General features: G+C 70.4%; 20 protein-coding genes. 15 read left to right on the top strand and 5 right to left on the bottom strand.

From position 1 onward, the window contains the following. Positions 1 to 101: 101 nt before the first annotated feature. The 3 genes from WYO_RS08265 to WYO_RS08255 all read left to right on the top strand — a co-directional run bounded on the left by WYO_RS08265 (position 102) and on the right by WYO_RS08255 (position 4,687). Positions 102 to 1,424: an MFS transporter gene (locus WYO_RS08265; protein WP_007561140.1), complete on the top strand. Its 1,323-nt coding sequence runs from the start codon at positions 102 to 104 to the stop codon at positions 1,422 to 1,424. A gap of 131 nt (positions 1,425 to 1,555) precedes the next feature. Continuing rightward, on the top strand, positions 1,556 to 3,187 hold the full coding sequence (locus WYO_RS08260) for an AarF/UbiB family protein (protein ID WP_039902527.1): 1,632 nt from the start codon (positions 1,556 to 1,558) through the stop codon (positions 3,185 to 3,187). Between the two features lie 252 nt (positions 3,188 to 3,439). Beyond that, a complete protein-coding gene (locus tag WYO_RS08255) occupies positions 3,440 to 4,687 on the top strand; it encodes a PAS domain-containing sensor histidine kinase (protein ID WP_007561136.1) in 1,248 nt (415 codons plus the stop codon). Between the two features lie 4 nt (positions 4,688 to 4,691). Here the strand turns inward: WYO_RS08255 and WYO_RS08250 are convergent, their stop codons facing one another. After that, a complete protein-coding gene (locus WYO_RS08250) occupies positions 4,692 to 5,039 on the bottom strand; it encodes an Hpt domain-containing protein (RefSeq protein ID WP_007561135.1) in 348 nt (115 codons plus the stop codon). A 166-nt stretch (positions 5,040 to 5,205) separates the two neighbouring features. Between WYO_RS08250 and WYO_RS08245 the strand changes: the two genes are divergently transcribed. From WYO_RS08245 to WYO_RS28940, 7 genes are all read left to right on the top strand, one after another. Further along, complete coding sequence (locus WYO_RS08245) at positions 5,206 to 6,669, top strand: HAMP domain-containing sensor histidine kinase (RefSeq protein WP_007561133.1); 1,464 nt, start codon at positions 5,206 to 5,208, stop codon at positions 6,667 to 6,669. Beyond that, entirely contained in the window at positions 6,654 to 8,051 is a 1,398-nt protein-coding gene (locus WYO_RS08240; protein WP_007561131.1) for a sigma-54 dependent transcriptional regulator, read from the top strand. Before WYO_RS08245 ends, WYO_RS08240 begins: the two co-directional genes overlap by 16 nt. Positions 8,052 to 8,196: 145 nt before the next feature. Further along, positions 8,197 to 9,522, top strand: coding sequence for an MFS transporter (locus tag WYO_RS08235; RefSeq protein ID WP_007561129.1), 1,326 nt, complete (start codon positions 8,197 to 8,199; stop codon positions 9,520 to 9,522). 20 nt (positions 9,523 to 9,542) lie between these two features. After that, positions 9,543 to 10,844 (top strand): metallophosphoesterase, encoded by a 1,302-nt coding sequence (locus WYO_RS08230; RefSeq protein WP_007561127.1) that lies wholly within the window; start codon positions 9,543 to 9,545, stop codon positions 10,842 to 10,844. A gap of 51 nt (positions 10,845 to 10,895) precedes the next feature. Then, positions 10,896 to 12,164, top strand: a complete 1,269-nt coding sequence (locus WYO_RS08225; RefSeq protein ID WP_007561125.1) for an arsenic transporter — start codon at positions 10,896 to 10,898, stop codon at positions 12,162 to 12,164. 73 nt (positions 12,165 to 12,237) lie between these two features. Beyond that, positions 12,238 to 13,176, top strand: a complete 939-nt coding sequence (locus WYO_RS08220) for a DMT family transporter (RefSeq protein ID WP_007561123.1) — start codon at positions 12,238 to 12,240, stop codon at positions 13,174 to 13,176. Between the two features lie 185 nt (positions 13,177 to 13,361). Further along, positions 13,362 to 14,381, top strand: a complete 1,020-nt coding sequence (locus tag WYO_RS28940; protein ID WP_007561121.1) for an acyltransferase — start codon at positions 13,362 to 13,364, stop codon at positions 14,379 to 14,381. 180 nt (positions 14,382 to 14,561) lie between these two features. Here WYO_RS28940 and WYO_RS08210 read toward each other — a convergent pair whose 3' ends face one another. After that, a complete protein-coding gene (locus tag WYO_RS08210) occupies positions 14,562 to 14,777 on the bottom strand; it encodes a hypothetical protein (RefSeq protein ID WP_007561119.1) in 216 nt (71 codons plus the stop codon). A 169-nt stretch (positions 14,778 to 14,946) separates the two neighbouring features. On the opposite strand from WYO_RS08210, the gene WYO_RS08205 reads away from it, so the two are divergent. From WYO_RS08205 to eda, 3 genes are all read left to right on the top strand, one after another. After that, a complete protein-coding gene (locus WYO_RS08205; protein ID WP_007561117.1) occupies positions 14,947 to 16,068 on the top strand; it encodes a type II asparaginase in 1,122 nt (373 codons plus the stop codon). A 305-nt stretch (positions 16,069 to 16,373) separates the two neighbouring features. Beyond that, positions 16,374 to 18,200, top strand: coding sequence for a phosphogluconate dehydratase (gene edd / locus WYO_RS08200; RefSeq protein ID WP_007561114.1), 1,827 nt, complete (start codon positions 16,374 to 16,376; stop codon positions 18,198 to 18,200). Between the two features lie 32 nt (positions 18,201 to 18,232). Beyond that, positions 18,233 to 18,853: a bifunctional 4-hydroxy-2-oxoglutarate aldolase/2-dehydro-3-deoxy-phosphogluconate aldolase gene (gene eda, locus WYO_RS08195; protein ID WP_039902577.1), complete on the top strand. Its 621-nt coding sequence runs from the start codon at positions 18,233 to 18,235 to the stop codon at positions 18,851 to 18,853. Between the two features lie 79 nt (positions 18,854 to 18,932). Here eda and WYO_RS28935 read toward each other — a convergent pair whose 3' ends face one another. From WYO_RS28935 to WYO_RS08180, 3 genes are all read right to left on the bottom strand, one after another. Continuing rightward, positions 18,933 to 19,229, bottom strand: a complete 297-nt coding sequence (locus WYO_RS28935; RefSeq protein WP_007561111.1) for a hypothetical protein — start codon at positions 19,227 to 19,229, stop codon at positions 18,933 to 18,935. A gap of 118 nt (positions 19,230 to 19,347) precedes the next feature. Then, positions 19,348 to 21,459 (bottom strand): ABC transporter ATP-binding protein/permease, encoded by a 2,112-nt coding sequence (locus WYO_RS08185; protein WP_007561109.1) that lies wholly within the window; start codon positions 21,457 to 21,459, stop codon positions 19,348 to 19,350. 152 nt (positions 21,460 to 21,611) lie between these two features. Next, the gene (locus tag WYO_RS08180) at positions 21,612 to 21,932 is read right to left on the bottom strand and encodes a hypothetical protein (protein ID WP_007561107.1); all 321 of its coding nucleotides are present in this window, start codon (positions 21,930 to 21,932) and stop codon (positions 21,612 to 21,614) included. 298 nt (positions 21,933 to 22,230) lie between these two features. On the opposite strand from WYO_RS08180, the gene WYO_RS08175 reads away from it, so the two are divergent. Together WYO_RS08175 and WYO_RS08170 are read left to right on the top strand one after the other, a co-directional pair. Next, positions 22,231 to 22,863, top strand: coding sequence for a 2OG-Fe(II) oxygenase (locus tag WYO_RS08175; RefSeq protein WP_007561106.1), 633 nt, complete (start codon positions 22,231 to 22,233; stop codon positions 22,861 to 22,863). Between the two features lie 98 nt (positions 22,864 to 22,961). Beyond that, the gene (locus WYO_RS08170) at positions 22,962 to 23,624 is read left to right on the top strand and encodes a hypothetical protein (RefSeq protein WP_007561104.1); all 663 of its coding nucleotides are present in this window, start codon (positions 22,962 to 22,964) and stop codon (positions 23,622 to 23,624) included. Positions 23,625 to 23,733: the final 109 nt, after the last annotated feature.

Below are 23,733 nucleotides of genomic sequence, written 5' to 3'. Positions count from 1 at the left end.
AAGCACCCCGGGGACGCGCATCGTTCGGGGCTCGCGCGCCGTACCGGGCCACATCGCTCACGACGGCGGCCGTCGAAAACAACCCAAACAGCGAGGACACCATGGTCGCCAGCGAACAGGACCGGATCGTCCGGCAGGTGTTCTTCCGCCTGATGCCGCTACTCTTCGTGGGCTACGTCATGGCCTATATCGACCGGATCAATGTCGGCTTCGCGGCCCTGCGGATGAACGCCGATCTCGGCATCGGGCCGGCGGTGTTCGGGCTCGGCGCCGGGATCTTCTTCATCGGCTATTTCCTCTTCGAGGTGCCGAGCAACCTGATCCTCGAGAAGGTCGGTGCGCGGCGCTGGATCGCCCGGATCATGATCACCTGGGGCCTGCTCTCGGCCGCGATGATGTTCGTGCAGGGCTCGACCAGCTTCCTGATCCTGCGCTTCCTGCTGGGTGCGGCCGAGGCCGGGTTCTATCCCGGCGTGATCCTCTACCTGACCTACTGGTTCCCGAAAGCGTATCGCGCCCGGATCTTCGGCGCCTTCGCGGTGGGCATCCCGGTCTCGCTGGCGATCGGCGCGCCGCTCTCGACCACGATCATGCAGCTGGACGGCGCCCTGGGCCTAAAGGGCTGGCAATGGCTGTTCCTGCTGGAGGGCATCCCGACCACCCTGTTCGGCTTCGTGTTTCTGGCCCTGATCCCGGACCGGCCCAAGGACGCGTTGTGGCTCGCCCCGGCCGACCGCACCGCCCTGCAGACCCTGATCGATTCCGAGCAGAGCAGCGTCGCCGGCACCCACGGGACCAGCCTGCGGGCGGCGCTCTCGGATCCGCGGCTGATCGCGCTGTCGTTCATCTACTTCGCCAACACCGGCGCCAATCTCGGGCTGGCGTTCTTCCTGCCGCAGATTCTCAAGAGCACCGGCCTGTCGGACATGCAGACCGGCCTGATGACCGCCGTGCCCTACCTCTTCGGCGTCGTCGGTGGCCTCACCGTCGGCTGGATCTCCGACCGCTACGACGACCGCCGGATCACCCTGGCGACCGCCCTCGGCCTCACGGCGACCGGGCTGGCGCTGGCCGGCCTCGCCACCGGCTCGCTCTGGGCAGTGGCCTTCATGGCCCTCGCGGCCGCCGGGCTCTACGGCGCCAAGGCGCCGTTCTGGGCGCTGCCCTCGGTGTTCCTGAGCGGCAGCGCGGCGGCGGGCGGGATCGCGCTGATCAACTGCATCGGCAATCTCGGCGGCTTCGTCGCCCCCTCGATGGTCGGCTGGATCCGCGAGGCCACCGGCAGCTTCGAGGCCGGCCTGTACTTCCTGGCCACGCTCGCCCTCTCGGCCGTGGTGGTGACGCTGCTGGTGGTCAATGCCCGCTTCGGCGACGCGCGTCGCCCGGCGGTCGCCCTGCCCCTGCCGGCGGCGCCGCGACCGTAACGCCCGTACGCTGACGGCCCCGGCGGCTCTAATGTCGCCGTGGGACGCATCCGGGGCTTCGCGACCGCAAAAAAGTCCTTATGCTCGTGCTGTCCGGACGCCCAATCGTGTCCGAACGGATCGCCCCTTTCATGCTGAAGACAGCCTTCGTTGCCGCCCGCGACCGTCAGAGGCTGTCGGAGATCGCGACGATCCTGATCGGCTTCGGCGTCACCCGCGTCGTGGACCGCCTCGGGCTGCGCTACCTGCCGCTGCTGCCGCGGCGCCGGCCCCGGGTCGACGTCACCCGCCTGTCCGAGCCCGAGCGCCTGCGCCGGGCGATCGAGGCCCTGGGCCCGACCTTCATCAAGTTCGGCCAGGTTCTGGCGAGCCGGCCGGACCTGCTGTCGCCGGCCTGGACCGAGGAGCTGCAGAAGCTCCACAGCCAGGTCGTGCCGGTACCGTGGGAGCAGATCGGCCCGCAGCTCGAGCTGGATATCGGCGGGCCGCCCAACGCGGTGTTCGCCGAGTTCGACACCAACCCGATCGCCTCGGCGTCGATCGCCCAGGTCTACCGGGCGCGCCTGCACTCGGGCGAGGACGTGATCGTCAAGGTCCTGCGGCCGAACCTGCGCAAGATCATCGAGGCGGATCTGCGCCTGATGGCCCACGGCGCCCGGATCGTCGAGAACGAGTGGCCGGACATGGCCCGCTACCAGCCGCGCGAGCAGATGCGGCACCTCGCCGAGGGCCTGAACGGCGAGCTCGACCTGCTCAACGAGGCGCGCAACTGCGAGCTCCTGGCGCAGATCTTCGAGGACCGCGACGACATCGTCTTCCCGAAGATCCACTGGGAGTATTGCTCCGAGCGGGTCCTGGTGCAGGATTTCATCCACGGCATCCCGCCCAACGACGAGGCGGCCTTGCGCGCGGCCGGGCTCGACAAGAAGCTGCTCGCCCAGAAGGGCACCGACGCCTTCCTGCAGATGGCGCTGATCGAGGGCGTGTTCCACGCCGATCCGCACCCGGGCAACATGCTGGCGCTGCCGGGCAACAAGATCGGCTTCATCGATTTCGGCATCATCGGGCGGCTGTCGCAGCGGCGGCGCTCGCAGCTGCTGGTGCTGATCGGCGCCATGCTCAAGCAGGACGCGGACGGCCTGATGGCCGTGCTGCTCGACTGGACCGGCACCAGCAACCCGGACCTGACCCGGCTCCAGGTCTCGGCCCAGTCCTTCGTCGAGAGCCACTCCTCGATCCCGCTCAACCTCGGGCTGGTGCTCACCGACTTCATGAACATGGCCCGCGAGAACGACCTCGCCATGCCGACCGACCTGGCGATCCTGTTCAAGGGCCTGGTCACCGCCGACGGCGTGATGCGCCACCTCGATCCGGATTTCGACCTGTTCGCGGCGGCCGGCCCCACGGTCAAGGCGAGCATGCAGACGCAGTTCTCGCTGGGCGCCCTCAAGCAGAAGGCCGAGGCCTTGGGCGTCGGCCTCTACGGCGCCGCCTCCGAGCTGCCGACGCTGATCCACCTGATGCTGGTGCGCCTCAAGCAGGGCCGCGTCACCGTCGAGATCGAGGTGAAGGGTCTCGACAAGGTGACCCGCGGCATCGAGCGGGCCGCCGCCCGAGTCGCGGTGGCCCTGGTGGTGGCGGCCTTCGCCACCCAGCTGGCGCCGCGGCTGATCGACCTCGGCACGCCGGTCTTCGTCTCGATCGGCCTGGTGATCTTCATCCTCGGGATCGGCTGGCTGGTCCTGCTGATGCGGAACAAATGACGGACTTCGTCGCCGCCCGAACTTGATCTTCTGGTTGCCCGGCGGCGGCGAATACACGGCTCATTTGATTATCCCAGATATCGTGCTAGCCTCGCCTACCCTTCGTTTCGTGCGGTCGCGAGCGGAGCGCGTCACCAGAAGCGGTTCGATCCGCCGGCGCGCCCGAGCTTCGACATCGCGTCGCCGCACCGTCGGAGGGTCTTTTGCGGCGCCTGCGCCGCGGGGGGATGGTAGCCGAGACGGGGGCGAGCGATGGATGCGGGCCTCGTGTTGCCGCGGGCGGACGGGACGGACCGACGCCTCGCCGCGCTGGAAGCCGAGAACCTGCGTCTGCGCGACCTGCTGATGCAGGCGACCAAACAGGCGGATGCTGAACGGCAGCGCAGCCGGCGGCTCGGCCGCATCATCGAAGCCGCGAGCCGCGTCGAATCCGGGCGCCTCGGGCGTGAGCCGTTTCCTGCCCCGGCGCCGTCACCGCTCCACCACCCGGAATCCGGCCGCGTCGAGACCTGGTCCGCGCCCTCCTGGGCGGGCGCGCTGACCGCCCCCGGAATGCTGCAGGTCGCGGCCGACGTCCTCGAGATCCTGGATTGCGACGGCATCCTGATCACTGCGGGCGAGAACGGTCCGGCCGGGCTCTGCGGCCGGAACCTCACGGACCTGATCGGCCGCCCCTGGATCGACCTCTGGATCCGCGACGAGGACCGGGACGCGGTCGCGGCGTCGCTCGCCAAGGCGCGGCTCGGCGGCGCGAGCCGCTTCCAGGCCAAGCTCGAATCCGGCCGGACCGTGACCTGGTGGGATATCGCGGTGAGCCCGGTCGGCGGCCGGCCCGGTCGCCCGGACCGCATCCTGGCGGCCTCGCGCGACATCACCGAGCTGAAGCTCACCGAGGCGCGCCAGACCCTGCTGATGCAGGAACTGTCCCACCGGATGAAGAACACCCTGGCCATGGTCCAGGCGGTTGCGGCGCAGACCCTGCGCAACGCCGGCTCGCTCGAAGCTGCCGGCGAGGCGCTGGCAGCCCGGCTGCTGGCGCTGGCCCAGGCCCACGACGTGCTGCTTCAAGGCTCCTTCGCGGCGGCCTCCCTGGTCGGGCTGGTTGAGGGGGCGGTCTCGCTCCACGGCGACGGCGTCGCCGGGCGGTTCCGGGTGGAGGGGGCCGACGTCACGCTCGGCCCGCGCCACGGCATGGTCCTGGCGCTGATGCTGCACGAGCTCGGCACCAACGCCGCCAAGTACGGCGCGCTCTCGGTGCCCACCGGGCAGGTGGTCATCGCCTGGGCCGTCACCGGCGCCGGCGAGGGCGCGACCCTGCGATTCCGCTGGGAGGAGGTCGGCGGCCCGCCGGTCAGCCCGCCGACCCGGACCGGGTTCGGGACCCGCCTGATAGCCCGGAGCCTCGCCCACAGCTTCGGCGGCACCGCGCAGCTGAGCTATCCGCCGGCCGGAGCGGTGCTGACATTCGAGGCGCCGCTCGCCGCCGTCACGGCCGGGTGAGATCCTACTCGGCGGCCCGCTTGTCGTCGCGCAGATCGCGCAGGGCCGTCACGGTGGCGTCGCGCAGCTTGCGAAGGTCCACGAGCGCGGCCGTGAAATCGCCGCCGCCGCCCTTCGCGGATTGCTCGAAATCCCGGCACGCCCGGCTCAATTCGGCGCAGCCCAGCATGCCCGACATCGACACGAGGGTGTGCGCCTCGCGGGCGTAATCCGCCTCGCCCCGCTCCGCGCCGTCGAAGGCCGTGGCGAGGCTCGCGGTGAAACGGTCGAGCAGGCGGGCGAGCTTCTCGGTGCCGATGACACCTTCAAGTTCGTCGAGCGCGGCCCGATCGACGAGGGATTGTGACACCATCCGTCTCCGGCAGCCGATTGGCAGAACGCTTCGACAGAAGCGCGCAAACGCCGCGAGGTCCAGCGGCCGATTTCAATCGCGCACCTCTCTGCCACCGTTTCCACAGCGTGCCCACCCGGATATCCGCTTGGCCGGGGGCGGCCGGCGCCCCGGAGGACCCTGCGCCGTGACGGCCTATAGCCTGCGCGCCCGGCTGCTCGCCCTGTGGTTCCTGCTGCTGGCCTCGGCGGCGGCCACGGCCTACCTCATGTTCGGTTTCTACAGCCAATCCACCGCCGTCCAGGTTGCGCAGGCCGAGGTCGCGGTCAATCGCGCCTGCCGGGAGATCATCGATCGCTACGCCGCCCTGGCGCGTCGCAGCGAGGGCGGCATCGCCCGGGCCCGGCTCGGCCCCACCGTCGCGGCCGCGCTCGATCTCTATCCGGGCATCGAGGGCGGGGTCTGGAGCGCCGCGGACGGGCCGGTCGCCTACGCCTATCCGACCTACGAGGGTACCGGGCCGAAGACCGACCTGCCCGAGGCCGAGCGCGACAGCATCGCGGGGGTGAACGCCCAGGCGCTGCGGGTCGACCACGCGGTGTCGCTCCGCCGACCGAGCCGCACGCAGGTGCTGCTGATCCAGGGCTGCCCCCTGCACGGGCCTGAAGCCGGGCTCACCGCCTGGACCATGGGCCGCGCCCATGTCAACGACGGCCCGGCCTATACCCGCTTCCTGGCGGGCCTCGGATTCCTGGCCGTGACGGTGCTGGGCTCGGCGGCCTTTCTCGGGTGGTTCCTGTACGGGTTCTCGGGCCGGATCGCCCGGCTGGAGGCCGCCCTGGCGGCGCCGCGGCCCGACGGCGAGGACCTGCCGCATCTCGACCCGACCGGCGAGCGCGAGCTCGACCGTCTGGTCGAAACCCTCAACGCCGCGGGCGGGCGCCTGCGGGAGGCCCGCGCCCGGGTGGTCGCCGCCGAGCGCCTGGCCGCCGTCGGCCGCCTCGCCGCCAGCATCGCCCACGAGATCCGCAACCCGATCGCGGCCATGCGGCTGAAGGCCGAGAACGCCCTGGTCAGCGGCGATCCGGCCCGCGCCACGGTGGCGCTGGAGAGCGTGCTCGGCCAGATCGCCCGGGTCGACCACCTGCTGCGCGACCTGCTCAATCTCACCCAGGCCCGGACGCTGAACCGCGCCCCCACCGACATCGCCGCGCTGCTGGCCGATTGCGCCCGGCTGCACGAGGATCTGGCGAGCGCCCGCGCCGTCCGGATCGCGATCGCGGCGGAATCCTTGCCCCGGGGGGACCGGCCGCAGATCGACGGGCCCCAGATCGCCCGCGCCCTCGACAATCTGCTGCTCAACGCCCTTCAGCACACGCCCCCGGGCGGTCGGGTCCGCCTCGCCGCCGAGCGGGTGACCGTCGACGGCGCGGTGCGCCTGCACCTGCGGGTGTCCGACACCGGCTCCGGCATCGACCCGGCGATCCGGGTCGGCCTGTTCGAGCCCTTCGTGACCGGCCGGCCGGACGGGACCGGGCTGGGTCTCGCAATCGTGCGCGAGATCGCTCTGGCGCATCGCGGCGCGGTCAGGCTCATCGACGGTGAGCCCGAGACCACCTTCGTGCTGGACCTGCCATGGCGACCATCCTGATCGTCGACGACGATTCCGCCCTGCGCGAGGGTTTGGCCGAGACCGTCGCCGATCTCGGCCATCACCCGCTGCCGGCCGCCTCCGGGGCGGAGGCCCTGGCGCGCCTGCGCGAGACCCCGGTCGCCGCGGTGCTCCTCGACCTGCGGATGCCCGGCGAGTTCGACGGCATGGCCACCCTGGCGCGGATCTGTGCGCTGCCTGGCCGGCCGCCCGTGACCGTGCTCACCGCCTTCGCGAGCCCGGCCAACACGATCGAGGCGATGCGGCTCGGCGCGCATGATCATCTCACCAAGCCGGTCGGCCGTGCCGACCTCGCGGCGATCCTCGACTCCATGCTGTCGAGCGCGCGCCCGGATCCGGGGGATACGGCCCCCGAGGGCGGGCTGATCGGGTCGAGCGCCGGCATGCGCCGGGTCCTGAAGACCATCGGCCTCGTCGCCGATACCGACTCCACCGTGCTGATCCAGGGCGAGACCGGGACCGGCAAAGAGGAGGTGGCCCGGGCACTCCACGCCTATTCCGCCCGCCGGGGCCGGCCGTTCGTGCCGATCAACTGCGCGGCGATCCCGCCCGACCTCCTGGAGAGCGAGCTGTTCGGCCATGTCCGCGGCGCCTTCACGGGCGCAGTCGGCGACCGGGCCGGCGCCTTCCACCAGGCCGAGGGCGGCACGCTGTTCCTCGACGAGATCGGCGACATGCCCCCGCCGATGCAGGCCAAGATCCTGCGGGTGATCCAGGACCGGATAGTCACGCCGCTCGGCGGCCGGTCGGCCCGGGTCGATGTCCGCCTGGTCGCCGCGACCCACCGCGACCTGCCCGCCCTGGTGGAGGCGGGCCTGTTCCGCGCCGACCTGTATTACCGCCTCAACGTCGTGCCGCTGCTGCTGCCGCCCCTGCGCGAGCGCCTGGCCGATATCGTGCCCCTGGCCGAGCATTTCCTCGCGCCCTCGGGCAAGCGTCTCAGCGCCGGCGCGGCCTCGCGGCTGCTCGCCTATGGCTGGCCCGGGAACGTCCGCGAATTGCGCAACGTCGTCGCGCGCGCGGCCGTGCTGGTCCGCTGCGGGGTGATCGCCCCCGATGCCATCGACCTACCGGTCGAGCGGCCGGCCTCGCGGATTGAGGAGGCCGGCCTGCCGGCGGATTGGCTCGACGGCGACCTCCCGGGCGCCGTCGCGCGCCTGGAGCGGACCATGATCGCCCTCGCGCTGCGCGAGGCGGACGGCAACCGCGCCCGGGCCGCCCGCCGCCTCGGTATCCAGCGACAGCTCCTCTACGCGAAGATCGAGCGCTACGGGCTGGCGGCCCCGGGGACGGATCTGTCCGAAGAAACGACGGTGGATGTCGCAAATCCCGACGCACCGGACGAGCTGGGGAGGGGGTAAACCCCTCAACGGTCTGAGAATCACGCCGAAACGCGCAATCTTGAACGATTCCAGGGAACTGATGGATTAAGCGGGCGTCAAGCTCGTCACGTGCCGGCCCGGATCGGGTCGGCCACGGCGGCATGCGTGCGGGGGCCAGGGCAGGATGGACAGGACCGATACCGGAGCGGCGGCGCGCGGCGCGACCGTCCGGACTCCCTCCGCCAAGGCCCTGCGCGGCCTCGATGCCCTCAACTTCTTCCTGGCCGACGTGCGCGACGGGCTCGGGCCCTATCTGGCGATCTACCTGATCGCGGTGCGCGGGCCGGACCAGGGCTGGAACGAGGCCACCACCGGCCTGGTCATGACCATCGCGGGCATCCTCGGCCTCGTGGCTCAGACGCCGGCCGGCGCGCTCATCGACGCCACCAACCACAAGCGCGCCGTGGTAATCGGCGGCGCCGTCGCGGTGACGGCGAGCTGCCTGATCCTGCCGTTCATCTCGAATTTCTACCTCGTCACCGCCACCCAATCGATCGCCGGCGTGGCCGGCACGATCTTCCCGCCGGCGCTCGCCGCGATCACGCTCGGCGTGGTCGGCCCGAAAATGTTCGCCAAGCGGATCGGCCGCAACGAGGGCTTCAACCACGCCGGCAACGCGGCATCCGCGGCGATCGCCGGGGGGCTCGCCTATTTCTTCGGGCCGATCGTCGTGTTCTGGCTGATGGGCGTGCTGGCCGCGCTCTCGATCGGCGCCATGCTGATGGTCCCGGCCGACGCGATCGACGACGACCTCGCCCGCGGCATGACCGAGGCGGAGGCGAAGGCGGACGAGAAGCCGTCGGGCCTGGCGACCTTGCTGCAGAACAAGCCGCTGATGCTGTTCGCCGTGCTCTGCGCGATCTTCCACCTGTCCAATGCGGCGATGCTGACCTCGGTCGGCCAGCTGCTCACCCACCTCTCCGGCAAGGACCACGCGACCTCGCTGATCGCCGTGTGCATCGTCGCGGCGCAATGCGTGATGGTGCCGGTGGCGATCTTCGTCGGCGCCAAGGCCGACATCATCGGGCGCAAGCCGATCTTCCTCGCGGCCTTCGGCGTGCTGCTTTTGCGCGGCGTGCTCTACACCCTCTCGGACAACCCGTTCTGGCTGGTCGGCGTGCAGCTTCTCGACGGGGTCGGGGCCGGGATCTACGGCGCCCTGTTCCCGATCGTCGTGGCCGACCTGACCCGGGGCGCGGGACGGTTCAACGCCGCCCAGGGCGCGGTGGCCACCGCCCAGGGTGTCGGCGCCTCGGTGAGCGCGACGCTGGCCGGGCTGATCATCGTGTCGGCCGGGTATTCCGCGGCGTTCCTGGCGCTGGCGGCGATCGCCGGCCTCGGCTTCGTCCTCTACCTGACGCTGATGCCCGAGACCCGGGGCGGGGAAGCCGCCACCGGCACGCCCGATAGCGGTGCCGGCCTGCCCCCGGCCGTGCCGGCGCGCGCCTGACCGGCCGGCAGGAGCGCCCCATGTCCGCCCCCGATCCCCGCGCCGCGCCGCGCCGCGAGCCGCTCGTCTTCCTGCATGTCGGCGACCTGCATCTGCAGGACGAAGCGGCCCGGAATGCCCGCGACCTGAACGCGATCCTCGACCAGATCGCCGCGATCGCCCCGCGCGACCTGTTTGACTTCGTGTACCTGCCCGGCGACCTGGCCGAGAACGGCTACGCCTCGGAATACCGGATCCTGAAGGCCGCGCTGGACCGGCATCCCGACCTGCCGGTGCGCCTGATCCCCGGCGACCACGACCGCCAGCACGGCCGGATGGACGATTTCCAGGCCTTCGCGGCGAGCCTGGGCGACCGCCTGCCGGAGCCGGTGGTCTGGGACCTGGAGCAGCCGCCCTCCGGTTGCCCGGAAACCTGGCCGGTCGAACCGATCCCGCATTACAGCGCCAGCACGGATATCCGGGGCGTGCGCTGCCTGTTCGTCGACATGGTCAGCCCCGGCTTCGGCCGGAAAGGCATCGGGCTGGATTTCCGGCTCGGCCGCCCGCAGACGCAGTGGCTGAGCGACCAGCTCGCCGAGGCCGGCACGCAGAACATGCCGTGCGCGGTATTCATGCACGCCTATCCCGACGACCTGCGCGAGCCGGACGAGCGCCTCGACATCGGCGGCCTGTTCTGGGCGACGCGGGTGCGCCTCGTGGAGATGGGCCACACCCATTACAACGAGCTCGCCCCCGACGGCCGGACCCTCTACGCCGCCGCCCGCTCGGTGGGGCAGAACGAGGACGGCTCGGTCGGCTACGCGGTCGCGGCCATCGACGGGCCGGTGACGAGCTGGCGCTTCCGCGCCCTGGACCGGACCGCGCCGTTCGTGCTGATCACCAGCCCGGCCGACCGGCGGGTCGCCACCGTTCCGACGTCGCCCGCTAGCAGCGGCATGGAGCTCGACGCCGAAGGGCGGGTCACGGTCCGGGCACTCGTGCTGTCCGATGCCCCGCCGGATTACGTCCATTGCCGGGTCGATACCGGCCCCTGGCTGCTGATGGAGCGTCGTCCGGATTCGCGCTGCTACGAGGCGGCCCTGGCCTGGGACGGGGCCGGACGCAGCATCCAGGTCGAGGCGGTCGATGGACGCTGGCCCGGCCACGGCCCCGATTTCGTCGACACCGACGTGATCGAGCCGGTGATCGCCGCCTCGGACAGCGTGGCACCACCACCGATGCCGCATAAACCGGGGAGCGACGCGGGCCGGATCCCATCCTGGGTCGGCAAGGGCGTGCGCGGCGACCAGCTCGGGCCCAACCGCTACGGCCGCAAGTGGTGATCGTGACCCTGTGGTGATCCTCACCACGACTCCGGGGGGAGATGTTTCGACGTGTTTGCTGGACTGACCCTGACACCGAACCTGGCGACCTGGGGCATCGCCGCGCTCGCCACCCTGGGCGTGATCGTGCGCCCGTTCTCCTGGCCGGAGGCGATCTGGGCGGTGCTCGGCGCCGCCCTGCTGGTCGTGCTCGGCCTGCTGCCCTGGCAGGTCGCCCTCGACGGCATCTCCAAGGGCACCGACGTCTACCTGTTCCTCGTTGGCATGATGCTGCTTGCCGAGATTGCCCGGAAGGAAGGGCTGTTCGATTGGCTGGCCGGCCTCGCCGTGCGCGCCGCCAAGGGCTCGCCGACCCGGCTTTTCCTGTTGATCTACATCGTCGGCACCGTGGTGACGGTGTTCCTGTCCAACGATGCCTGCGCGGTGGTGCTGACGCCCGCGGTCTACGCCGCCGCCAAGGCCGCCGACGCCGAGCCCCTGCCCTACCTGTTCATCTGCGCCTTCATCGCCAACGCCGCGAGCTTCGTGCTGCCGATCTCGAACCCGGCCAACCTCGTGGTGTTCGCCACCGACATGCCGCCCCTCGGCCAGTGGCTCGCCACCTTCGCGCTGCCCTCGGTCCTGGCGATCGTCGCAACCTATGCGGTGCTGCGGCTGACCCAGAACGCAAGGCTCAAGGGCCAGACCATTAAGACCGAGGTCGAGACCGTGCGCCTCGGGCTGGGCGGCAAGGTCGCGGGGCTCGGCATCATCGCCACCGCGGGCGCGCTGATCGGGGCCTCGGCCGCCGGAATCGAGCTCGGCCTGCCCACCTTCGTGGCCGGCCTCGCCACGACCCTGCTGGTGGTCGCGCTGAACCGCGGCGGCCTGGTCGAGGTGGTGAAGGACGTGTCCTGGGCGGTGCTGCCGCTGGTGGCCGGCCTGTTCGTGCTGGTCGAGGCCCTGGAGAAGACCGGGATCCTCACCCTGCTGGCCGACACCCTGAAGGGCTATGCCCGAGCCGACCCTGCCGCCACCGCCTGGGCGGGCGGGGCCATCGTCGCCTTCGGGTCGAACCTCGTGAACAACCTGCCGGCCGGGCTGCTGGCCGGGGCCGCGGTCCAGGCGGCCGAGGTCTCGCACAAGGTCGCGGGCGCGATCCTGATCGGCGTCGATCTCGGTCCGAACCTCTCGGTGACCGGGTCACTGGCCACGATCCTGTGGCTCACCGCGATCCGCCGCGAAGGCGAGGACGTGTCGGCCTGGCAGTTCCTCAAGCTCGGCCTGCTGGTGATGCCGCCCGCCCTCGTGCTCGCGCTGGGCGCCCTGCTCCTCGTCTGAGAGCCCGGTCTCCGGTTCCCAGGACGACGCCTTTCCCAACCGCCTCGCCCTCCCACGACCGGAGACCGGACCCTTGAACGCCGCCCTGCTCTATCCCTTCATCCTGGTCGCCGGTGCGCTCCAGGCGCTCGGCAATTCCATGAACGCGCGCCTGCGCGACGCGCTGGTCAATCCGTGGCTGGCGGCGACCTACTCGTTCATGCCGATCGTGATCGTGTTCACGATCCTGTTCTTCACCATGCCGACACCGCTGCCGACGCTGCAGACCCTGGGCTCGATGCCCTGGTACGCGCCGCTCGGCGGGGTGGCCGGCGCGGTGGCGGTGTTCGGCGGCCTCGCCTTCGTGGACAAGGTCGGGGCCGGCCCGTTCAACGGCCTGACCATCACGGCCAACATCCTGACCTCGCTGGCTTTGGACAGCCTCGGCCTGTTCGGCCTCAAAGCCGGCGGCTTCAAGCCGATGCCCTGGCTCGGCGGCCTGCTGATGGTGGTCGGCATCGTGTTCATCGCCCGCGCCACCGGCCCGAAATCGGACGATGAGACGGCGGAATCGCGCGAGGGCGGCCTGATGGCCAAGCTGCTCTACCCGTTCATCCTGGTGGCGGGCTCGCTCCAGGCGGTCGGCGTGGTGCTCAACGCGCAGCTGCGCGGCGCCCTGGTGAACCCCTGGCTCGCCGCCACCGTGTCGTTCGTGCCCGTGGCCCTGGTGTTCCTGTTCGTGTTCCTGCTCCGCCCGACGCCGCTGCCGACCCGGGCGGATGTGGCGCGGGTGCCGTGGTGGGGCGCGCTGGGCGGCATCGCCGGCGCGGTTGCGGTGTTCGCCGGCCTGCTCTTCGTCGACAAGGTCGGGGCCGGCGCCTTCAACGGCCTGTTGATCACCGCGAACCTGTTCACCTCCATCGCCATCGACCATTTCGGCTGGCTCGGGATGAAGCGCGTCCGCGCCGGCATCGGCCGGCTGATCGGCGGCCTGCTGATGGCCGCGGGCATCGTGCTGATCTCGGTGTTTTGATCGGGCCCGAGCCACGCCGGCACCTCCGACCCGCGGAACCGGCGCTCGGGACGCGCCGGACCCGCTACGTCTTTCGAGGCGCCGGGCCGGTCGGCCGGCGCGGCCTACCCCTTAAGACCATCTCGGCCCCGTATGGTGAGCGGGCCTGCCTGGACCGTCGCTGAAGTCGAACCGGCAGGCGTCCCATGCTCCCGCGTCACCTTCCCGTGCTCGATGGCTGGCGGGGCTGCGCGATCCTGCTGGTGCTCGTCGGCCATTTCGCCACCAGCCGCGGGATCAATCTCGGCCGTTTCGGCGTGGAGCTGTTCTTCGTCCTGAGCGGGCGCCTGATGGCGGAGATCCTGTTCGTGCGCGCCGTGCCGTTGACGCGGTTCGTCGTCCGCCGCGCATCCCGGATCTACCCGGCCCTGATCGGCTTCGTGCTGGCGATGACCGTCCTCGCCCTTGCCACCGGTCGGGAGCGGCACCTCTACGGCTACCTCGCCGCGCTGACGCTGACCTACAACTACTACCACCTGTGGTTCGCCGAGGCGCCCAATGTCGACCATGTCTGGTCGCTCTGCGTCGAGGAGCACAGCTACATCCTGCTCGGGCTGATCGCCCTGCTCTGGCGCCGGTTCGGCTTCGCCCTGCCCCCGGTGCTGGCTGCTCTGGCCGCCCTGGCCTGCCTGAACGGCCTCATCTCCACCGCGCTCGGCGGCAGCTACACGGAGGTGTACTGGCGCAGCGACGTGCGGGCGGCCTCGATCTTGCTCGGGGCGGCGGCCTACCTGAAGTTCGGCCGCAGCGATCCCACGCGCGCGACGCCGTCCTGGCGGCCCGCGGTGCTGCTCCTCCTCGGCCTGATGCTGAACATCGACGCCGTACCGGACCCGATCAAGTACAGCCTCGGCACCGCATCGCTCGCCGCCGCGGTGGCGACGATCCCCAGCGCCGCGGACGTCCTGCGCCGGGGCCTGACATCGACGCCGCTCGTCCTGTTCGGCGCCTGGTCGTACTCGATCTACCTGTGGCAGCAGCCGTTCTACGTCCTGCACGATGCGATGGGCGGTCGCATCGCCAAGGCCCTCGTCCTGCCGGCCATTGCCCTGGGTATCGCGAGCCTGTTCCTGATCGAGCGGCCGATGCGACGCTACCTCAACCGCGCGTTCGATCGCGCCGCGGGCCGGAACCGCAGTGAGGCGAAGTCGTACGCGACGCCCTGAAGACCGTCCGACTGCGCGCTCGCGAGAAAGCCGACGGAAGGCCTGCGAGTAATGAAACCACGTCCGCATCCTACGCTGCGCCAGCGCGCTTCAGGATGCGGTCACGAATGGGACAAGGCCGTCAGGTCGCCGCCTAACCCTCCACCGGATGCTCGAAACCGAAACGAATGTCCCGCCCCGTTAGACCGCGGCCGCCATCTGCGGCGCGGCGCCGATCATCCCGGGCGTGGGCTCGGGCGGGGCCTTGCGGGAGACGTAGTACAGATCGACCGCGCGCCAGAACGCGGTCTGTTCTTCGACGGACCGACGGGCCAGGGCCGATTCGAGGATCGCCATCGCGGCCCGTGCGGGCTCGCTCCGCTCGAGTTCGTCGAGCAGGCCGGCGAGATGCAGCATGGGGGTCTACCTCCGAACGAACGACGTCGCATAACAACGCCCAAGCTTACGAAATGGATCCATCCGCCAGCGGATCGGCTGCACGAAACTTGCCTCGCACCGGGCGGGGTCTACGATCCCGACCGGCGAGCCCGACTCGCGATCCACCGTCAGACCACAAGGATCCCCGATGATCTCATGCCGAAGCGGCGCGGGCCGAGCCCTGCGCGGAGCGACCCTGGCGCTGGTGCTCGCCGGCACGCTCGGGGCGACCCCGCTCCGCGCCCGCGAGATGACGGATGCCAGCACTGCGGCGGCGGTGAAGAAGCCCAACGTGATGATCCTGGCCACCGGCGGCACGATCGCGGGCGCGGGCGCCGACGCGGCCAACAGCGCGACCTACACGGCCGCCAAGGTGCCGGTGGACAAGCTGATCGCGGCGGTGCCGCAGGTCAGCACCATCGCCAATGTGCGCGGCGAGCAGGTCTTCCAGATCGCGTCCGAGAGCTTCACCGACGCCCAGCTGGTCCAGCTCGCCAAGCGCGTCTCCGCCCTGCTCAAGCAGGACGACGTGGACGGCGTGGTCATCACACACGGCACCGACACTTTGGAGGAGACGTCGTTCTTCCTCGACCTCGTGGTCAAGAGCGACAAGCCGATCGTGGTGGTCGGGTCGATGCGGCCGGGTACGGCGATCTCGGCCGACGGCGCCCTCAACCTGCTCGACGCCGTGACGGTGGCGGCCAGCAAGGAGGCGATCGGCAAGGGCGTGACCGTGACGATGAACGACACGATCCAGTCGGGTCGCGACGTGAACAAGCGGACCAACGTCGTCCCGAGCGCCTTCTACAGCCAGTGGGGACCGCTCGGCATGGTGATCGAGGGCAAGACCTACTTCTTCCGGGCGCTCTCCAAGCGGCACAACACCAGCTCCGAGTTCGACATCGACCAGATCGACAGCCTGCCGCTGGTCGGCATCGTCTACGGCTCCGGCAACATGATCCCCGGCATCTACGATGCCGAGGTCCAGGCCGGCGCCAAGGCGATCGTCAACGCCGGTACGGGCAACGGCTCGGTGGCCGGCTATCTCGTGGACAAGCTCAAGGACATCCGCTCCAAGGGCACGATCGTGATCCGCTCCTCGCGGGTGCCGGACGGCCTGGTCCTGCGCAACGCCGAGCAGCCCGACGACAAATACGACTGGGTCGTCGCCCACGACCTCAATCCGGCCAAGGCCAAGATCCTGGCCGCCGTGGCGCTGACCAAGACCCAGGACACCAAGGAGCTGCAGCGCATCTTCTGGGAGTATTGATCACCCGTCGCTCTCAGACCGCGCACCCGCGACCTCATCCTGAGGCGGCGGCGCGCAACGGCGCCCTCGAAGGTACCCGCCAGCCGGCCCCGCGCTGCCTGGAGCCCTCCTTCGAGGCGCGCTGGCGCAGCTCGGGATGCGGACGGGATCGGCAAGGCCATCGGCGGCGGCCGCGCTCGGCCGCCCTGCGCGGGGGCCGGGTTACATCGTCCCGGGCACCGCCTAGATAGCCCGGTGCGACGCGGTCGCGGCCGGGATCGGTACCGGCCTGACGATCCGTCGGCACCCTGGACGGAGGAACCAGCATGACCGAGCTTCATCCCGAGGTCGCGGCGGTCACCGAGCGCGTCGTGGCGCGCTCCCGCGAGTCCCGGCGGACCTATCTCGACCTGATCGCCCGGGAGCGCGAGTCCGGCGTGCATCGGCCGACGCTGGCCTGCGGCAACCTCGCCCACGGCTTCGCCGCCTCCGGCGAGGACAAGCCGGCTCTGCGCGACGGCCGGACGGTGATGAATATCGGCATCGTCACCGCCTACAACGACATGCTCTCGGCGCATCAGCCCTACGGGCGCTATCCCGACCAGATCAAGGTCTTCGCCCGGGAGCGCGGCGCCACAGCCCAGGTGGCGGGCGGCACCCCGGCGATGTGCGACGGGGTCACGCAAGGGCAGCGCGGCATGGAGCTGTCGCTGTTCTCCCGGGACACGATCGCGCTCTCGACCGCGGTGGGCCTCAGCCACGGCATGTTCGATGGCGCCGCGCTGCTCGGCATCTGCGACAAGATCGTGCCCGGCCTCCTGATCGGCGCCCTGCGCTTCGGCCACCTGCCGACGATCCTGATCCCGGCCGGGCCGATGCCCTCGGGGCTCGCCAACAAGGAGAAGCAGCGGATCCGCCAGCTCTACGCCGAGGGCAAGGTCGGCCGCGCGGAGCTGCTCGAATCCGAATCCGCGTCCTATCACGGGGCCGGGACCTGCACGTTCTACGGCACCGCCAACTCGAACCAGATGATGATGGACATGATGGGCCTGCACATGCCGGGCGCCTCGTTCATCAATCCCGGCACGAAGCTGCGCCAGGCCGTGACCCGGGCGGCGATCCACCGGCTCACGGAGATCGGCAGCGCCGGCAACGATTACCGGCCGCTCGGCCTGTGCGTGGACGAGAAGGCGATCGTGAACGCCGCGGTCGGCCTGCTCGCCACCGGCGGCTCGACCAACCACGCGATCCACCTGCCGGCCATCGCCCGCGCCGCCGGCATCGTGATCGACTGGGAGGATATCGACCGGCTGTCGAACGCCGTGCCGCTCATCGCCCGGGTCTACCCGAACGGCGCGGGCGACGTGAACCACTTCCACGCCGCCGGCGGCATGAGCTTCGTCATGGCCGCCCTGCTCGATGCCGGGCTGCTGCACGACGATATCCTGACGGTGGCCGGCCAGTCCCTGCGCGACCATGCCCGCGACCCGAAGCTCGACGGCGACGAGCTCACCTTCGAGGACGCGGTGCCGAAGAGCCTGGACGAGACCATGATCCGCCGGCCCGAGAACCCGTTCCAGCCCGATGGCGGCATGCGGCTGGTGACCGGCAATCTCGGCCGGGCGACGTTCAAGACCAGCGCGGTCGAGGAACAGCGGCGGACCATCGAGGCCCCGGCCCGGGTCTTCTCCGACCAGGACGACGTGCTCAAGGCGTTCAAGGCCGGCGAGCTGGAGCGCGACGTGGTCGTGGTCGTCCGGTTCCAGGGCCCGCGCGCCAACGGCATGCCCGAGCTGCACAAGCTGACCCCGCCGCTCGGCGTCCTCCAGGATCGCGGCCACAAGGTCGCCCTGGTCACGGACGGCCGGATGTCGGGCGCCTCCGGCAAGGTACCGGCGGCCATCCACCTGAGCCCCGAGGCCCTGGGCGGCGGGGCGATCGGGCGGATCCGCGACGGCGACATCATCCGCCTCAGCGCAGCCGAGGGGCTGCTGCAGGTGATGGTCGACGACGCGGAGCTGGCCGCCCGCGCGGACGCGGTCCAGCCGGTCCCGGAGGCGGGAACCGGGCGGGAGCTGTTCGCTTTCATGCGCCACGGGGCCGACACCGCCGAGCGGGGCGCCTCAGCCATGCTCGCGGCTGCCGGTCTCTGAACGTCGAACGGGAGAAGCCGATCATGAACGATCTGACCAGCATCGACGCGCTGATGCGCTCCGTGCCCGTCATCCCGGTCCTCGTGATCGAGGACGTGGCCCAGGCCCGGCCGATCGCCGAGGCCCTGATCCGGGGCGGCCTGACCGCCCTGGAGGTCACCCTCCGCACGCCCGCCGCTTTGGACGTGATCCGCGAGATGACCCAGGTCGAGGGCGCGGTGGTCGGGGCCGGCACGGTCCTGAACCCGGTCGATCTCGAGAACGCCCTGGCGGCGGGCGCCGAGTTCATCGTCTCGCCGGGGCTCACGGAGCCGCTCACCGACGCCGCCAAGACCAACGGCGTGCCCTACCTGCCGGGCGTCGCCACGGCGGCCGACATCATGCGCGGGCTCGATTACGGGCTCGACCGGTTCAAGTTCTTCCCGGCGGAGGCAGCGGGCGGGATCAAGGCCCTGAAGGCGCTGACCGCCGTGTTCGGCCAGGTGAAGTTCTGCCCGACCGGCGGGATCACCGAGGCCACCGCGCCGGATTGGCTCGCCATCCCGTCGGTGCTGTGCGTCGGCGGCAGTTGGGTGGTGAAGCCCGGCCTGCTCGACCCGGATGCCATCAAGCGCGCCGCCCGGACCGCCGCCAACCTGCGTAAGGCCGCCTGACGACGCCGACGAACGAGAACGCCCGCCACGGTTTGAGCCGTGCGGGCGTTCCATCAAAGACCGAAGCGGCTGAGACCGATCAGCAGTCGTCGCCGCCCTTGGCCGCCTGGGCGGCGGTCGGCTTGCCGCTCGACTGGGCCTGCACGTCGGAGGGCGACGTCGCGGTGCCGGCGTTCTTCATCGCGCCGACAGTGCCGGGGGACTCAGCCTTGGCGCCCGGGGAGGTCGGGTCCTTCACGCTCGGATCGACCGTCGAGGCCTTGCTGGCTTCCTTGTCGCGCGTAACGGTCGTCCCGGTTGCGCACGGGGCCGCGAAGGCGGCGGTCGACATCAGGATGAGAGCGCCGGCACCTGCAAGGGTCGTGATCTTGGTCATGCGTTCCTCCGATTTATATAGCGCATGACAAACGGACCCAGCAGTCACTGGTTCCTTAATATTTCCATCTCGCAACTTCTGCGGGGCATTTTCCCCGGGATGTCGTGACCGAATGCACTTATTCCGCCGGTTGCGGCTCCCGGCGCTCCCGCGGGGTGAAGAGATTGCCCTGCGGCTCCAGCACGATTCGCTTCTCGTGGAACGCGTCGAGCGTCGAGCGGTGGCCGATGGAGACGATGGTGGTATCGGGCAGGCGCTCCCGCAGCATCCGGTAGATCTTCGCTTCCGAGGGCTCGTCGAGGGAGGCGGTAGACTCGTCGAGGAACAGCCAGGCGGGCTTGGCCAGGATCGCCCGGGCGATGGCGAGGCGCTGCTGCTCGCCGCCCGACAGGCGGCGCTCCCAGGTATCGGTCTCGTCGAGGCGGTCGACGAGATGGGGCAGCTGGGCCGCCGTCAGGGCGTCGCGGATCGCCGCGTCCGTGAACTGGTCGGTGGTGTTCGGGTAGACCACGGCGCCGCGCAAAGTGCCCTGCGGGATGTAGGGCCGCTGCGGCAGCAGCAGCGTCGATTGCCCGGCCGGCACGTCGACCCGGCCCTTGCCGAACGGCCAGATCCCTGCGATCGCCCGGAACAGCGTCGACTTGCCGGAACCCGAGGGGCCGGTGACCAGGGTAGCGCCGCCCTTGGCGAGGGTCAGCTCCGGGGCCGAGACGATCTCGCGGCCGTCCGGGAGGGCGAGCACCAGCCCGCGGGCGGTGACGCCGTTGGCGGTCTCGTTGCCCTGGACCAGCCCGTAGCCTGCCGCCTCCAGCGCCTCGGCCTTGCTCATCGCCCGGCGGAAGGAGCCGAGACGGATGGTGTTGGCCTTGTAGGACGCGAGGGTCGTGTAGGAATCCACGAAGAAGGACAGCGAGCTCTGCACCTGCGAGAAGGCCTGCGAGGTCTGCTGCAGCGCGCCCAGGGTGATCTTCTTGGCGAAGAAGGACGGCGCGGCGAGCACCATCGGGAAGATCACGCTCGCCTGCCGGTAGCTGAACGTGAAGGCGATCAGCTTGATGCGGCGGAAGATGATGCCGACGTAATTGTCGATGATCATGTGGAACAGCGAGCCGAGCCGCGTGGCTTCCGCGCGCTCGCCGCGCAGCAGCGCGATCTGCTCCGAGTAGATCCGGTTGCGGGCCAGCGAGAAGCGGAAATCGGCCTCGACCTGCTCCTGCCGGAAGTTGAGCCCGATCAGGGGCCGGCCGATCAGGTGGGTGAGCCAGGTGCCGACCACCGCGTAGGCGATCACCAGCCAGACCAGGAAGCCCGGGATCACCGTATCGGTGAACGGCACGACGAAGTCGCGCGACAGGGTCCAGAGGATCACGATGAACGAGACGAGCTGCGCCGCCTGGCTGAGCAGCCGGATCGACAGGCTCGCGGTCTGCTGGATGAACAGGTTGACGTCGGCCTGGATGCGCTGATCCGGGTTGTCCGCCTCCTCGTCGGTGAACGGGATGCGGTAATGGGTGCCGTTGCCGAGCCAGCGCTCGTACAGGCTGTGCGTCAGCCAGGTGCGCCAGCGGATGTGCAGGGAGGAATCGACGAACAGGTCGAACATGCCGATGGCGATGTTGAGCGTCGCCAGCGGGATGAAGATCCAGAGCAGCTGGTACCAGAACGCCGCCGCGTCGTATTCCTGAAGCGAGTTGTAGATGTCGCGGTAGAAGAAGTTGAACCGCAGGGTCAGCGCCACGTCGGCGAAGTTCACGAAGATCGACAGGGCGACGAGGTTGCGCCCGATCCGGCCCTCGGTGCTGCCGAACCAGCGGAACAGGCCGATCTCCTTGGTCGGCTTGTCGCGGTTGGCGAAATACGGGTCGGCGATGTCGGTGATCGCCCGGATCGGCTCGAGATACGAGACGCCGAGCACGATGGCGCCGAACACCACGGCGCCGGTGGCGGCGAAGTCGGGCGGCAGCAGCGCGGCCACGACCGGGGGCAGGAGGCCCATGGCGGCCACCGTCTTCATGCCGGCGAGCAGCAGGTAGCCAAGCCCGTAGACCGAGACGAAGACCTTCAGATAGGCGGAGATGCCGTTGGCCGCGACCAGGATGCCGGCCATCACGAAGCCGGCGAGCGAGACGTAGAGCGGCGGGCTGGGGATCCCCGGAAGCGCCAGCAGGATCAGCGCGGCCACGGCCGTGAGCACGGCCTGGATCCCGAGCCCGGTCCTGAGTGAAGCCACGCGTGTCTCCCGCCTAACGTGAGCGCCCCTTCGGGAACGCAACCCGGCGGCCTTGGCCCTGGGTCGTGGCGAGAACGTGGCACATCGTCGGCGCTGTCACGTGAAACTTTGGTCACGATCCGCGCAGGCGGGTCGCGAGGCGCCCTGCGGCGCTACCAGTTCCACTCCTCGAAGCCCGGCTCGCGGCAGCGATAGCCGATCGGGCATTGCGGATTGTCGCGGGTGGGGACGAAGCGCAGCTCGGCGATCTCGGCGCCGCTGCACTGGCCGGGGCCGCTGACGAAGCGCTCCGGCGCCGTGCCGCCGGCGATCACCACGTCGCCCTCGCTCTTCACCAGCGCCATCGCCTCCGCGCAGGTCATCCGCGCCGTGCCGGCGGGACGCGGCGAGCGGGACGGCTGGGCAAGCGCCTCCGCCCCAATCGTCGCGGCGATCAGGTGAATGCACAGCAAGGCGAGGACCTGCGGCCTCATCGCGGATGGGTTCCAGAATACACGACGCACCCGAGAAGAAAGTCCTCGGGCATCGCGCCATCCTGCACGGCCGGGCGGCCCGAGACTGTCACCGGAATGCGCCACCACACGGCTTTCGCCGTTGGACCGCCGCAATCACCGGATTATGGGATTCCGGGACCACCGAGAACGCTTAAGATTTCGTGACCGCGGACGCCCCTCGGGCCGCCCCGGCACGGACCTCCCGGTCGGCCCTCCGGCACGCGCCTCCGGCGCCCGGCGTGCCGGCCGTCGTGCGCTGGAGCCCAGGGACCCGCAGATGTCCGCCCTCTCGATCCTCGACGTTTCCGCGGTGCGCGCCGCCCCAGTCGCCCGCGAGCCCTACCCGTACACGCTCGGCACCAACGTCCTGAACCCCGACGCGATCGACGCGATCCGACGCGATTTCCCGGACATCGCCAAGCCCGGCTACCTCACCGTGGACGAGGTCGCCCTCAAGGGCCGGTTCAAGGCGCTGATCGACGAGCTGGAGAGCGACGCGTTCTCAGAAATCCTCGGCGAGAAGTTCGGCATCGACCTCGTCTCCTGCCCGCGGCTCACCACGATCATGCGGAAGAGCCAACTGAAATACGGCTCGATCCACACCGACGGCCCGTCGAAGGTACTGACGCTGCTCGTCTACATGAACGACGCCTGGGACGCGCCGGCCGCCGGCCGCCTGCGGGTGCTCTACGACGGCCGCAACTACGCGCCCTTCGCGGTCGAGGTGCCGCCGACCATGGGCACGATGTTCGCCTTCCTGCGGGCCGACAATTCCTGGCACGGCCACGAGCCGTTCGAGGGCGAGCGGCGCGTGGTGCAGGTCGCCTGGCTCAAGGACGCCACCGAGCTCGAGCGCAAGCGCAAGCGCAACCGGACGGCGCAATTCCTCAAGGGGATCTTCGGACGCTGAACACGACGGCGGTTTCACCCAGGCTCTTGTTGGGGCATGCTTTTCACCCGCAGGCCGGCACCCGAATCGGGGCCGGATGCCTGGACCAGGGGGATCGAATGGGCGCGGTCGTGCTGGCCGATCCGGGTGAGGACGCCCGTACCGGTTCCAAGCGTCGCTTCGTCGTGCCCGGCCTCCTCGTCCTCGGCTGGGCCGGCCTGTTCACCTACAGCGCCGCCTACCTGACCGAGGACCTGCCGTTCCGTTCGCAGACCGCCGAGACCCGGCCCGCCCCGGCGCCGAAACCGCTGGGCCGCCGGGTGGTGATGCTCGACACGCCGGATGAATCCGTCCCGGACGTGCAGCGGCCGGACGCCGCGTCGCTCGCCGCCGCGCCGGCGAGCCCGCGCCCGGCGGCGCCGGGCCTGCAAGCGACGATCACGACTCCGGTCACGCCTTCGGCGGCCAAGCCGGCCAGCACGTCCAGCCCGGACTTCGTCGGCATCTGGGGTCCGACCGCCGATGCCTGCGCGGCCCGCTCCCGTCGCCGGGGCTACATCCCGGCCACGATCACGCAGGACCGGGCCCGGGCCGGGCGGACGATCTGCACTTTCCACGACAGCCGCCGGGTCGGCAACGGCTGGGTGATGGGCGCCGAGTGCAGCGATCGCGGCCGGCGCTGGTCCTCGCAGGTCCGCCTCGTGGTCGATGGCGACCGCCTCACTTGGTCGAGCGGCCGCGGCACGGCCGCCTATATCCGCTGCGGCCGGCGCGGGGGGTGATAACCTAACTCCGTCCTTGCGAGCGCAGCGCAGCGACCCAGGGAAACGCCACGGTTTGAGATCCCACGCTGCACCGCGCTTCTTCGCTGGGCTCGCAAGGACGATACGA

Origin of the sequence: Methylobacterium sp. GXF4 (assembly GCF_000272495.1) — a bacterium.
GTDB classification, from domain to species: Bacteria; Pseudomonadota; Alphaproteobacteria; order Rhizobiales; family Beijerinckiaceae; genus Methylobacterium; species Methylobacterium brachiatum.
The sequence above is the reverse complement of the archived record's forward strand: the minus strand, read 5'-3'. Positions and strand labels throughout refer to the sequence as shown.

Excerpts from the sequence above, each read along its gene's own strand:
- WYO_RS08180 (WP_007561107.1), bottom strand. The coding sequence starts at position 21,932 with ATGAGGCCGCAGGTCCTCGCCTTGCTGTGCATTCACCTGATCGCCGCG.
- WYO_RS08235 (WP_007561129.1), top strand. The coding sequence starts at position 8,197 with ATGGACAGGACCGATACCGGAGCGGCGGCGCGCGGCGCGACCGTCCGG.
- WYO_RS08255 (WP_007561136.1), top strand. The coding sequence starts at position 3,440 with ATGGATGCGGGCCTCGTGTTGCCGCGGGCGGACGGGACGGACCGACGC.
- edd (WP_007561114.1), top strand. The coding sequence starts at position 16,374 with ATGACCGAGCTTCATCCCGAGGTCGCGGCGGTCACCGAGCGCGTCGTG.
- WYO_RS28940 (WP_007561121.1), top strand. The coding sequence starts at position 13,362 with ATGCTCCCGCGTCACCTTCCCGTGCTCGATGGCTGGCGGGGCTGCGCG.
- WYO_RS08240 (WP_007561131.1), top strand. The coding sequence starts at position 6,654 with ATGGCGACCATCCTGATCGTCGACGACGATTCCGCCCTGCGCGAGGGT.
- WYO_RS08230 (WP_007561127.1), top strand. The coding sequence starts at position 9,543 with ATGTCCGCCCCCGATCCCCGCGCCGCGCCGCGCCGCGAGCCGCTCGTC.
- WYO_RS08205 (WP_007561117.1), top strand. The coding sequence starts at position 14,947 with ATGATCTCATGCCGAAGCGGCGCGGGCCGAGCCCTGCGCGGAGCGACC.
- WYO_RS08170 (WP_007561104.1), top strand. The coding sequence starts at position 22,962 with ATGGGCGCGGTCGTGCTGGCCGATCCGGGTGAGGACGCCCGTACCGGT.
- WYO_RS08265 (WP_007561140.1), top strand. The coding sequence starts at position 102 with ATGGTCGCCAGCGAACAGGACCGGATCGTCCGGCAGGTGTTCTTCCGC.
- WYO_RS08260 (WP_039902527.1), top strand. The coding sequence starts at position 1,556 with ATGCTGAAGACAGCCTTCGTTGCCGCCCGCGACCGTCAGAGGCTGTCG.
- WYO_RS08175 (WP_007561106.1), top strand. The coding sequence starts at position 22,231 with ATGTCCGCCCTCTCGATCCTCGACGTTTCCGCGGTGCGCGCCGCCCCA.
- WYO_RS08250 (WP_007561135.1), bottom strand. The coding sequence starts at position 5,039 with ATGGTGTCACAATCCCTCGTCGATCGGGCCGCGCTCGACGAACTTGAA.
- WYO_RS28935 (WP_007561111.1), bottom strand. The coding sequence starts at position 19,229 with ATGACCAAGATCACGACCCTTGCAGGTGCCGGCGCTCTCATCCTGATG.
- WYO_RS08210 (WP_007561119.1), bottom strand. The coding sequence starts at position 14,777 with ATGCTGCATCTCGCCGGCCTGCTCGACGAACTCGAGCGGAGCGAGCCC.